Here is a 10,929-nt window from a genome sequence, read left to right on the forward strand (position 1 = left end):
AGGAACGAGCTTTTATACATCTGCGTCTCCCTGTGTTAATCTCTCTTCATTCGATTGGTCTCACGATTAAGACTTCTATCCCATTTTATATCGACAGTTTATATCGACTATTTATCGCTGCTGTTTAGCGCTTCCTTATTGACCACAATTTATATCCTGAATTTCAAAGCATAGAATCGATATCCGTCTTTAGAGATTAGAGATATCCCTAAAAACCAAAAATACCATTAATGCCATCAAAATGGTAATCCCAATAAAGTGAACATAGCCTTCTTTTTCACGGTCTACCGGCGATCCCTTAACCATCTCAATAAGGACAAAGACGATACGACCGCCGTCGAGAGCCGGAAATGGCAAAAGATTGACAATACCTAAATTGACAGAAATATAAGCTGCTATAAACAGCAAATTTAAAAAGCCGACACGTGAAGCCTGTCCGATAACATTGACCATGCCAACTGGACCGATAATCTCACCTTCTACATTTTGATGCCCAAGCTGAATAAAAAAGTTGAAAATGTCTGTAAAAAAGACAAAAAATTGTTTACCGGCATAGCTGAAGGCTTTTCCAGGCTGTTTCACCAATGCAGAAGTGACGCCGATCTTATACTGTCCATCATCTTCAGATATTATCGGAACAAGGGTATACGTCCGCAGTTGATGATCGCGTTCCACCGTAATCGCCATTGGCTCGCCATTACTGGCTGTAATCCTTTCGACCACTTCTTCCCACGACGTAATTGGCTCGTTGTCAATTGCCGTGATGGTATCACCGGTTTCAATGCCCGCTTCTGCCGCCGGGTAATATGGAATAATTTCGTCCAGCGTCGTCGATGCAAAACCCATTCCCATCATAATAATCACGAGCAGTACATAGGCGAGCAAAAAATTCATAAGTGCACCTGCCGCTAATATCAACAGTCGTTGAATTGGCCTTTTCTGAACAAAACTTCTGGGATCACTCGATTCGCCATCTTCCCCTTCCATTTTGACGTAGCCGCCAATGGGAAGTGCACGTACCGAATAAAGTGTCTCTCCCTTTTCCTTTGTAAAAACAGCCGGGCCCATTCCCAGCGAAAATTCTAAAATCTTAACGTCATTGAGCCTCGCAGTAATGTAGTGGCCAAATTCATGTGACATGACAATGATGCCAAAGACAAAGATAAAACTGATCAGAGTTAACAACATAGATTCATCTCCTTAATTCAAGTAGGCGCCTGATTTCAACACGCGCCATTTTGTCACTCATTAAAATGTCATCAATTGCAGGATTCTCTATTTTCGGAATCGCAGCCATCGCTTTTTGGATGTATTCAGCAATATCATAAAAGCCAATAGTCTCTTTTAAGTAGGCTGCTACGAGTTCTTCATTCGCTGCATTTAATACCGCCGGCATATTGCCGCCTTGCGCCAGTGAATCAATCGCCAGCGCCAAGCATGGAAAGCGCTCAAGATCAGGCGCTTCAAAAGTCAGTGATTTTAAAGCAAAAAAATCTAGTTTTTCAAGTTTGTTAGGATATCTGTTAGGATAATCCAACGCATAAATAATTGGCACGCGCATATCGGGCGCCCCTAATTGTGCAATAATGCTTTGATCTTTGTAGCGAACCATTGAGTGAATAATACTCTGCGGGTGAACAATCACTTTAATCTGCTCGGCTGATACGCCAAATAACCATTTGGCTTCAATAAATTCAAGTCCTTTGTTCATCAGTGTTGCAGAATCAATGGTGATCTTCGCACCCATCGCCCAGTTTGGGTGTTTCAGTGCATCTGAGGCTCTTCGAACGGCAATTTCACTTTTTGTCAGTGTTCGAAACGGTCCACCTGAAGCAGTCAAGAGAATCTCATCAACTGAATCGGCGTGTTGCCCTTGAAGACACTGAAAAATAGCACTGTGTTCACTGTCTACCGGTAGAATTGAAACGCCATGTGCCGCCGCAAGCGGCATAATGATCTCGCCGGCTGTGACAAGTGTTTCTTTATTGGCCAGTGCGATGGTTTTTTTTGCTTTAATTGCTTCAATCGTTGGCATGAGCCCAATACTCCCAACAACCGACGTCAAGACGATATCAACGGGATCTGCCGTAGCCGCTTCAACAAGTCCTTCCATACCGCAACTCACACGGCAGTTTAAATGTGCTGCTGCTGATTTTAATGGTTCATACATTGCCTTATCATACACGACTAAAAGGACAGGGCTGTACCGCTCAGCTTGCTCAATCAACTGGTCAATATTGTGATGACAAGCCAGCGCGTAAACACTGAACCGATTTGTATCTGAAATAATATCAAGGGTCTGACGGCCGATTGATCCCGTTGACCCCAATATAGAAATTTGTTTTCTCATTTAATGAAGACCTCACTCATTTACGATCACTTATTACTATTGTAGCACATAACGCCGCAATCCATTTGAATTCATAACTATTTTACATTTTAGTCATCTTTTTGCTGTTGTCATGCCTCCTCTTTATCGTTCTCAATGCGCTCATCACGACAGACTCTGACGCTGCATATTATCCAATATAGCTAGCTGCTGGCAGTTTTAATTTGCCAAACAGCGTTTCACGCATCAAACGCTAATGCAGCCATTCGAAGATAACGATAAAATAATAAACGAGTGGTATTGTAATAATCAAGCTGTCAAAGCGATCCAGTACCCCACCGTGTCCAGGCATAATTTTTCCAAAATCTTTAATATGCGTAATACGCTTGATTCGCGATGCGATTAAATCGCCAACGATCGAAAGTGCGCTGCCGACAAAGCCAAGTAAAATTGCATAGCCAACAAAATCCGGATACCAAATTTTAGCATAAAGCCCCGACAGAATCGTACAAAGCACTAATCCGCCAACAGCACCCTCTATCGTCTTCTTTGGACTAACAGCTGGTATGAGTTTGTGTTTTCCGAAGAAACGCCCTGTAAAATAGGCAAACGTATCAGAGGAAAAGGCAATAATAAAAGGATACCAAATAAAAAAGGCATTGTTATATTGAGAGATCAATAAAATATGTGAAATGGTAAAAGACACGTAAAAGAATCCTATAAACCCAATCATTTCATCAAAGAGAACACTGTCTTTCTTCGAAAAAATAATATGGCTTAGGATTCCAAATAAGTATACGGAAATACAAAGCGTATCATATGCTTTTGGGAAATCAAAATATAGGCCAAGATACCAAAATAGCGTCATCACATAGCCAAGTTTCACAACTGGATCATGCGTCTTGCTGAAGGCACGATAGAATTCATATTGACCAACAAGGCTCAATATCAATGCAGCAAGGAATAGAAAAATGCCTCCTTTTAATAGCACAAGAAACAGCAGCGGCAGTGCGACAATTGCAGATATGGTACGTTTTAGCATACAAACACTCCTTACAACGCACCAAAGCGTCGATTTCTTTGATCGTATTCCAACAAGGCATTCCGGTAAACCGCTTCTGAAAAATCAGGCCAATAGAGATCTAAGAACAGGAATTCGGAATATGCCAGTTGCCAAAGTAAAAAGTTGCTAAGGCGCTTTTCGCCGCTGGTGCGAATCATCAAATCCGGATCTGGAAAATCTTTTGTGTACAGATATTGTTCAATCAATGTTTCATCAATCGCATCGCTGCTGTATTCACCACGCTTTACAGCTTCTGAAATTGACTTTACAGCTCTTACGATTTCATTGCGCGCACCATAATTCAGAGCAATATTAAAATTCATGCCGTCATTCGCAGCGGTTTTATCGAGTGCATAGCATACGGCTTCCTTTGCCGCCGCCGGGAGTCTATCAATGTCACCCAAAATATTCACTTTTACATTGTTTTCATGAATTTCATCAATCTCCGAACGGATGAACTTCACGAGAATTTGCATCAAACCTTCGACTTCATCAACCGGCCGTTTCCAGTTTTCTGTTGAAAAAGCATAAAAAGTAATGTATTGGATACCCAATCGCTGACTTTCTTTCACAATGCGCTTGATGGTTTCCATACCGGCATTATGACCAAATAGGCGCGGCATCCCTCTTTTTTTCGCCCATCGCCCATTGCCGTCCATGATAAATGCAACGTGAACAGGCGGTTTTGATAAAGTAACTTCTTCATCTTTTTTATTAAAAAAGGAAAGCATCTATATCTCCTAAATAAGCTCTGAGTCCATGCTCGAATGGCTTAAATCTTTTTTTAATCTTTCTATTTGAATAAAAGCCCTCCATAGATCGGAGGGCAGATTTTTTATACTTCCATAATCTCGTCATTCTTTTTGTTAATTTGTTGATCAATTAAAGCAACCTGATCATCTACCATCTTTTGAACTTCCTTCTCACCAGATGAAAGTTCATCCTCTGTAATTTCCTTCGATTTTTGCATTTTCTTAAGCTGGTCTATCGCATCGCGTCTTTCGTTCCGCAGTGCCACCTTAGCATCTTCGCCGAGTTTCTTCACGTGTTTTGTCAATTCTTTACGTCGTTCTTCGGTGAGCATCGGAATAATCAAGCGAATAACCTTGCCGTCATTGCTGGGATTCAAGCCGAGATCGGATGTTAAAATGGCTTTTTCCACTTCTTTCATAATCGTTGCGTCATACGGTTGTATTTGTATAATGCGAGGCTCTGGAACAGAAATGCTCGCAAGTTGCTTAATGGGTGTCTCAGCGCCGTAATATTCGACTTTCAATTTGTCCAATATCAATGGATTAGCTCTACCTGCACGAACGTGATTGAGTTCTTCTTTTAAGACATTTAGCGTTTTATCCATTTTTTCACTTAAATGATCATGTATCTGATTTCTCATCTAGACCTCCTCAATGATTGTTCCAACATTTTCACCCGAACATGCCTTAATGATATTTTCGGGATAATTTAAGTCAAATACTGCAATGGGAATATGATTATCCATACAAAGTGTGATCGACGTCAAATCCATAACACCCAATTTCTGATCCAATACTTCCTGATAACTAAGTTGGTCATATTTTTTTGCATTCGGATTCAGCATTGGATCACAGTCATAGACACCATCAATTTTCTTAGCGAGCAGAATTAGTTCAGCATCTATTTCAGCTGCTCTAAGCGCCGCAGTTGTATCCGTCGAAAAAAAAGGACTTCCCGTTCCCGCCGCAAAAATAACCACTTGACCTTCTCTTAAATAACTGACGGCATTCTCACGATTATAGGGTTCTGCTAATTGCGTCATGGTGATGGCACTCAAAACGCGATTTGAAACATTAATATATTTTAGGGCATCTGACATGGCAAGAGAATTCATGACCGTTGCCATCATTCCCATATAATCCGCCGTTGTACGTTCCATCTTGCTGTTGCTTCGACCTCTCCAGAAATTGCCGCCGCCAATGACAACACCTACTTCAACACCCGCCGCACTTAGTTCTGCTATATATTTCGCAATGCCTTCTACGGTTTCATAGTCGACGCCAAAGCCCTTTTGACCGGCGAGTACCTCACCGCTCAATTTCAAGATGACGCGCTTATATTTAAGTTCCAATGAAAGCCCTCCGTTCTAATATCTATTTTACAGTAAATTATTTTACGCTTCAAACAATTTTTCCCTAAAAAAGAGAACACTTGCGTGTTCTCTAGTATTTATACCATTTATTTTGGTGATTAACCTTGTAATTGTTTTGCAACTTCTTCAGCAAAGTTTTCTGATTTTTTCTCAAGACCTTCGCCGACTTCAAATCTTGAAAATCTTCTGATTGAAAGGTTTTCACCAATTTTTGCTATTTTTTCTTTTAAAAGATCATCAACTGTTTTATCAGGATCTTTAATAAAAGGCTGCTCGAGCAGACAAACTTCTTTGTAATATTTTGCAATACGACCCTCAACCATCTTATCAACGATTTTTTCAGGCTTACCTTCATTTAACGCTTGATTTCTTAAGATTTCTTTTTCAGCTTCGATTGCAGCTTGCGGCACTTCTTCTCTTCTAACGTAGATTGGATTAGCAGCCGCAACTTGCATCGCAATATCCTTGCCAAATTCTTGGAATTCTTCGTTTTTCGCAACAAAATCTGTTTCGCTGTTGATTTCGACGATAACGCCGATTCGACCGCCGTGAATATATGAAGCGACTATACCTTCCGCAGCAATACGATCCATTTTTTTTGCTGCTTTGGCAATGCCTTTTTCTCTTAAATATTTGATAGCATCATCCATATTGCCATCTGTTTCGACGAGGGCCTTTTTACAATCCATCATCCCTGCGCCAGTTGCTTCTCTCAACTCTTTAACCATTGAAGCTGTAATTGCCATGATACTTCCTCCTTTAAACGTTCGCTTTTAAAAAGGTAAGAGTCTCCCCTTACCTTTCTTAGGTACATCTTAATTGCCAGATCTTAAGCTTCTGTCGTCGCTTCGGCTTCAGCAGGCGCTGCTGCTTCTGTTAATTGCTCACCTTGTTTTGCTTCGATTACGGCATCTGCCATTTTACCAGCAATGAGTTTTACAGCTCTGATTGCATCATCATTGCCTGGGATCACGTAATCTACTTCATCTGGATCACAGTTTGTATCCACGATTGCAACAACAGGAATACCGAGGTTTCTAGCTTCTTTAATCGCAATACGCTCTTTTTTAGGGTCTACGACGAAAATAGCATCCGGCAGTTTTTTCATTTCTTTAATGCCGCCCAAGAATTTTTCGAGTTTTTCTTTATCAGCTCTAAGTTTAATAACTTCTTTTTTAGGAAGCGCTTCAAATGTGCCGTCGCTTTCCATTTTTTCTAATTTATAAAGCAGGTCAATTCTTTTTTTAATGGTTTTGTAGTTCGTTAACATACCGCCCAACCATCTTTGGTTAACGTAGTACATTCCAGCACGATTTGCTTCTGTTTCAATCGCTTCCTGTGCTTGTTTTTTTGTACCAACAAAGAGAATTGAACCATTTTCCTCAATGACTGATCTTACAAATGCATAAGCATCTTCAATTTTACCGACTGTTTTTTGAAGGTCGATAATGTAGATACCATTTCTCTCAGTGAAGATGTATTCTGCCATTTTAGGGTTCCATCTTCTCGTTTGGTGACCAAAGTGGACACCGGCTTCTAATAATTCTTTCATAGAAATAACTGACATGTAATGCCTCCTTGTTTTTTTGTTCTGCCGCCCTGTTCATCATCCCGTTCGAACACCGCAAAACGGCAACATCCGAGCGATTAAAACAGGTGTGAATTTATTACCTTAAGTAGTATATCACAGGGTATGGGGTTTAACAACTATTTTTTAAGATTCATATTGATGAGAAGTTGAATTTCACCCATTCCCATACCAAGCATTTTAGCGATTTCCGTCAGAGAATACCCTTGGCTTCTCAGGGTTGTAATCTGAGCCATGGTGTCTTCTCCGGAATCATTTGCCGTTTCATCTCTCACAGCTTCGTATTGTCTCTTTGTTTGGGCGCTGTCAATTACCTCTGTCGTGACCTTTTCAGGTTTTTTTCCCTGATCTGAAGAATCTGACAAGTCACGAGAGGTTTCCTGCATTTGGTGCATACGTTTCAGATTATCGGATAATTCGCGTTTCACTTGGGATTGCGCCTGTGTCACGGCAAGTTCCGCCGCTTCATAACGCGCCATTTTGGTTTCAATATCTGAAATCGTCTTTTCATGCAAGCTAATATTGCCCTCTATTTCACCAATGATTTCGTAGAAAGCGCTGTTCATTTCATTAATACTGAGCTGTAAGTCTTCTAACATTTTAAAGAGATCATCCTGATTGTAGATCCCCGCCTGTTCAATTAATTGTGATCGCGTCCGAACCGCTGTATTCAATTCTCTTCTAAGCATAAAAATTGAACTGACGACAATGATCAGTCCAATGATAAAACTAATGATAAACATGTGATCACACCTTCATATCAAAATGTCTTCCCGCATTGCCAATAACGCGCTTCGCATCTTTTTTTTCTTCTGTCTCGTCTTCATCTTCATCAGATTTTTTTTGATCGGGCGGTTTATAGTTCCCTCCCTGTCCTTCACGATCGGCATTTATAGCATTATGGCGCGTTTCTTCAGTCGTTGCAACAGTATGATGCTGCTCTACGACATTTTCTTTATTTGCATTTTGAGATTGTAAAAGTTCATTTTCCTGCTTGCTGACGACACTTTGCTTCGCTGAATGAACTTCCTGAACCTTGTGTACGACAACCTGCATGTCAACGGGTCTAATCCCCATGTGATCACCTTCTTCGTCAATTGGTTCGAGCGACAATTTCTCCACGATCTTTTAACAAAATAGTATGTTTCATTTCATTTTTGACATAATAACTCGTACTGCCTATTTTAAGCCGAGTCCCGGGATAAATCGTTCTAGCTGCAAGGCTTGAACCCCTAATATTGTTAACGAGTTCATTGAGCATTTTAAGGCGTTGGCGCTTTTCCGTCAGTTGCGTGTCGAGCTCTAAAAAGCTAGCGCTGTATTTTCGGAACATGAAAAGTGAGCGTTCATCTTCTGGATTCTGGTCAATTTTAACTTTTAAAAGCTTTAGTGATTTATCTAATTTGTCATGCAGTGCCATGGTATCCTTAACATCTGCTGAAAGTGTTTTCAGTTCTTCGATAATTTCCATGTCAACGCCAAGTTTAACGGATGTGATTACGCCAAGCTCTGATCCTACAGTATTCGCCTCAATATCACCCTTGCATGTAATTTCACCACCGACGATAAGACCTTTTTTGCCCTTCACATGGATATTACCATCACAGTTCACATCGCTATTCATAATGGCACCGGTTTCAATATCGCCTCTGACATTTATTTTGGCACTATTGATAAAGTTAACGGTTAAATTGCCATTGCATTCAATTGAAGCGGCATCCATTCCCTGAACACCTCTGGAAATCACGATATTGCCGCCGGATTTAATGGCTGCCCCTTCGACGACGCCATTAATGGTAACATCACCATCGCATTCAATGCTGTAGCCAGTCGTCACATTGCCATTGACAACGACTTGCCCGTGAAAAAAGATATTACCGGTTTCTACGCCAACATCGCTGCGGAGTTCGAGCAGCTTTATAACAGAAATTTTATCACCATCAAAAATGACAGAACCGTCAGTCTCTGAAATAACACTGAGACCATCCTGAGAAATGCGGACATTCTTACCTACTTTAAAGGCAACATCCTTGCCGTCTTTCCCGCGAATAACGCGCCCTGAAACAGTGGTGCCGCTTTTACCTTTTGTTGCAGGTGTTTTAACTGCCAACACATCTTCTGCGCTGACGACATCGACATAGCCTAAATTTTTAAAGTCGACGCGACCGTCATCAAGAATTTGAGGCTTTGCCTTTTTTTCTTTATCGACTGTAAATTCAATCACTGCATCCAGCCCATTTTCATGCGGCACGCCTTCTGCAATGATCACACTATGAACGGTGCGTCCCTGTTTACAAATATCTTCTACAACGTTGTACTTAATGCCAAAAACGACATTACGGTCTTTAATTGCCTTAATGAGATCATCCGATTTAATCGGCACGCCTTCAGTTTCAGGTTCAAACGAGACAAATGCTTTGTAATAATCATCAGACATCTTAACTTCGAGCTGGTATGTGCTATCACCCATTTGTTGAGACCCTCCCCTAGAAATAGTTGTCTATTTATATATATATCGGACAATGTAGACGATATTATTAATATCATTATACACTTTTTGCTGAAATATTACAAAATCACAGCACTTTGCTGTGATTAATAGACGCTTTTCAAAGAGATTCTAAGTTTTGATATCGCTTTTGTGTGTATTTGAGAAACACGTGATTCAGAAACACTTAACACCTCTGCGATTTCCTTATACGTTAACTCTGAATAATAGTAAAGCTGCAAGACCAAGCGTTCCTTTTCGGGGAGCTTGTCAATGACGTCAGCCAACAGCATTTTCATCTCTTCATCAATATAATGTGTTTCCGGTTCAAAATCCTGATTGGAGGATTTGATGTCAAAGCTCGTGTTATCATCAATTTTCTCTTCCAGAGAGACAACAGAATAAGTAGTCACTTCACCCAACAGCTTCAAATACTCATCTAAGGGCATCCCCATTTCCTCAGCGACAATTTCATCGGGAATATCATAACCGTATTCTGCCTGAAGTTTCGTGATTGCATCTTCTATGCGTTTATATTTTTGCCTTGTGCTGCGCGGGATCCAATCCAAATGTCTGATTTCATCTATAATTGCACCCCGAATGCGAATATTGGCATAAGTTTCAAATTTAATCTGTTTCTTGTGATCAAATTTTTCAATGGCGTCAATGAGTCCAATGACACCATATCCCAGCAAATCATCAAATTCAACATGTGCGTTATAACTTGTAAACAATCTGCCGGCAATAATCTTGACTAATGAGACATAGTGAATAATAAGCGCTTCTTTTGCTTCATTGCTGTTATGCTCTTTGTATTTCACCCAAAGTTGTTCATTCGTCATGAAAGTCCACCCAACATTATAATTCTTTAACGCCTTTACCAGCGGTTTTAATCAACAATCTGCCATCATCACTGTAAAACTCAATCGTCCGACCAAAATTACCGCCCGTATCGTCGGCTTTTATCGGAATATTGAGTTCTTTCAGCATGCCTCTTACAGCCTCTGCATTCCGTTCACCTATTTTCATGGCATCATTTTGCGAAGAAAAGGAAAACATCTGTGCTCCACCAGCAATTTTAGCAAAAAAACGCACCTTTTTTGCCCCCTTGCTTTCCATCTGTTTGATTAATTCAACCACTGCCGTATCGGCGAACTTCGCTACATTTTCATTTTTTCGAATGGCCTTACTTGACGGCAACATAATATGCGCCATGGGGCTGTCGGGAAATAGTGAATTTTGACAGCCGATATCTCCGAAACAATAAACTGCTAGAAATCGGGATTCCGAAGATCCTGAATCTAGCAGTTTTATTTTTGCATTAATCGGATAATAC

13 protein-coding genes are annotated in these 10,929 nt (G+C 40.6%); all 13 read right to left on the reverse strand.

The genetic code is table 11. The features are described 5' to 3' along the window. Positions 1–189: 189 nt before the first annotated feature. Positions 190–1,188 (reverse strand): RIP metalloprotease RseP, encoded by a 999-nt coding sequence (gene rseP, locus KHM83_RS15120; RefSeq protein WP_213237873.1) that lies wholly within the window; start codon positions 1,186–1,188, stop codon positions 190–192. A 4-nt stretch (positions 1,189–1,192) separates the two neighbouring features. Further along, on the reverse strand, positions 1,193–2,350 hold the full coding sequence (locus KHM83_RS15125; protein ID WP_213237874.1) for a 1-deoxy-D-xylulose-5-phosphate reductoisomerase: 1,158 nt from the start codon (positions 2,348–2,350) through the stop codon (positions 1,193–1,195). A 232-nt stretch (positions 2,351–2,582) separates the two neighbouring features. After that, positions 2,583–3,371, reverse strand: a complete 789-nt coding sequence (locus KHM83_RS15130; RefSeq protein ID WP_213237875.1) for a phosphatidate cytidylyltransferase — start codon at positions 3,369–3,371, stop codon at positions 2,583–2,585. An 11-nt stretch (positions 3,372–3,382) separates the two neighbouring features. Then, a complete protein-coding gene (locus KHM83_RS15135) occupies positions 3,383–4,123 on the reverse strand; it encodes an isoprenyl transferase (protein WP_213237876.1) in 741 nt (246 codons plus the stop codon). A 104-nt stretch (positions 4,124–4,227) separates the two neighbouring features. Continuing rightward, a complete protein-coding gene (frr, locus tag KHM83_RS15140; protein ID WP_213237877.1) occupies positions 4,228–4,785 on the reverse strand; it encodes a ribosome recycling factor in 558 nt (185 codons plus the stop codon). Next, on the reverse strand, positions 4,786–5,496 hold the full coding sequence (gene pyrH, locus KHM83_RS15145) for a UMP kinase (RefSeq protein WP_213237878.1): 711 nt from the start codon (positions 5,494–5,496) through the stop codon (positions 4,786–4,788). It abuts the gene before it with no gap. A gap of 119 nt (positions 5,497–5,615) precedes the next feature. Then, on the reverse strand, positions 5,616–6,263 hold the full coding sequence (tsf, locus tag KHM83_RS15150) for a translation elongation factor Ts (protein WP_213237879.1): 648 nt from the start codon (positions 6,261–6,263) through the stop codon (positions 5,616–5,618). 83 nt (positions 6,264–6,346) lie between these two features. Beyond that, complete coding sequence (rpsB, locus tag KHM83_RS15155; protein ID WP_213237880.1) at positions 6,347–7,084, reverse strand: 30S ribosomal protein S2; 738 nt, start codon at positions 7,082–7,084, stop codon at positions 6,347–6,349. Positions 7,085–7,224: 140 nt separating this feature from the next. Beyond that, a complete protein-coding gene (locus tag KHM83_RS15160) occupies positions 7,225–7,848 on the reverse strand; it encodes a DUF6115 domain-containing protein (protein ID WP_213237881.1) in 624 nt (207 codons plus the stop codon). A 4-nt stretch (positions 7,849–7,852) separates the two neighbouring features. Next, a complete protein-coding gene (locus tag KHM83_RS15165; RefSeq protein WP_213237882.1) occupies positions 7,853–8,182 on the reverse strand; it encodes a hypothetical protein in 330 nt (109 codons plus the stop codon). Positions 8,183–8,198: 16 nt separating this feature from the next. After that, a complete protein-coding gene (locus tag KHM83_RS15170; RefSeq protein WP_213237883.1) occupies positions 8,199–9,575 on the reverse strand; it encodes a DUF342 domain-containing protein in 1,377 nt (458 codons plus the stop codon). A gap of 125 nt (positions 9,576–9,700) precedes the next feature. Next, positions 9,701–10,435: a sigma-70 family RNA polymerase sigma factor gene (locus tag KHM83_RS15175; protein WP_213237884.1), complete on the reverse strand. Its 735-nt coding sequence runs from the start codon at positions 10,433–10,435 to the stop codon at positions 9,701–9,703. Positions 10,436–10,451: 16 nt separating this feature from the next. Then, positions 10,452–10,929, reverse strand: a 478-nt coding sequence (locus KHM83_RS15180) for a chemotaxis protein CheD (RefSeq protein ID WP_213237885.1), incomplete at its 5' end; no start/stop codon positions are given.

Source organism: Fusibacter paucivorans (genome assembly GCF_018390735.1).
Lineage (GTDB): Bacteria > Bacillota > Clostridia > Peptostreptococcales > Acidaminobacteraceae > Fusibacter > Fusibacter paucivorans.

Coding starts and splice junctions, on each gene's coding strand:
- rseP (WP_213237873.1), bottom strand. CDS start 1,188: ATGTTGTTAACTCTGATCAGTTTTATCTTTGTCTTTGGCATCATTGTC.
- KHM83_RS15125 (WP_213237874.1), bottom strand. CDS start 2,350: ATGAGAAAACAAATTTCTATATTGGGGTCAACGGGATCAATCGGCCGT.
- KHM83_RS15130 (WP_213237875.1), bottom strand. CDS start 3,371: ATGCTAAAACGTACCATATCTGCAATTGTCGCACTGCCGCTGCTGTTT.
- KHM83_RS15135 (WP_213237876.1), bottom strand. CDS start 4,123: ATGCTTTCCTTTTTTAATAAAAAAGATGAAGAAGTTACTTTATCAAAA.
- frr (WP_213237877.1), bottom strand. CDS start 4,785: ATGAGAAATCAGATACATGATCATTTAAGTGAAAAAATGGATAAAACG.
- tsf (WP_213237879.1), bottom strand. CDS start 6,263: ATGGCAATTACAGCTTCAATGGTTAAAGAGTTGAGAGAAGCAACTGGC.
- rpsB (WP_213237880.1), bottom strand. CDS start 7,084: ATGTCAGTTATTTCTATGAAAGAATTATTAGAAGCCGGTGTCCACTTT.
- KHM83_RS15160 (WP_213237881.1), bottom strand. CDS start 7,848: ATGTTTATCATTAGTTTTATCATTGGACTGATCATTGTCGTCAGTTCA.
- KHM83_RS15165 (WP_213237882.1), bottom strand. CDS start 8,182: ATGGGGATTAGACCCGTTGACATGCAGGTTGTCGTACACAAGGTTCAG.
- KHM83_RS15170 (WP_213237883.1), bottom strand. CDS start 9,575: ATGGGTGATAGCACATACCAGCTCGAAGTTAAGATGTCTGATGATTAT.
- KHM83_RS15175 (WP_213237884.1), bottom strand. CDS start 10,435: ATGACGAATGAACAACTTTGGGTGAAATACAAAGAGCATAACAGCAAT.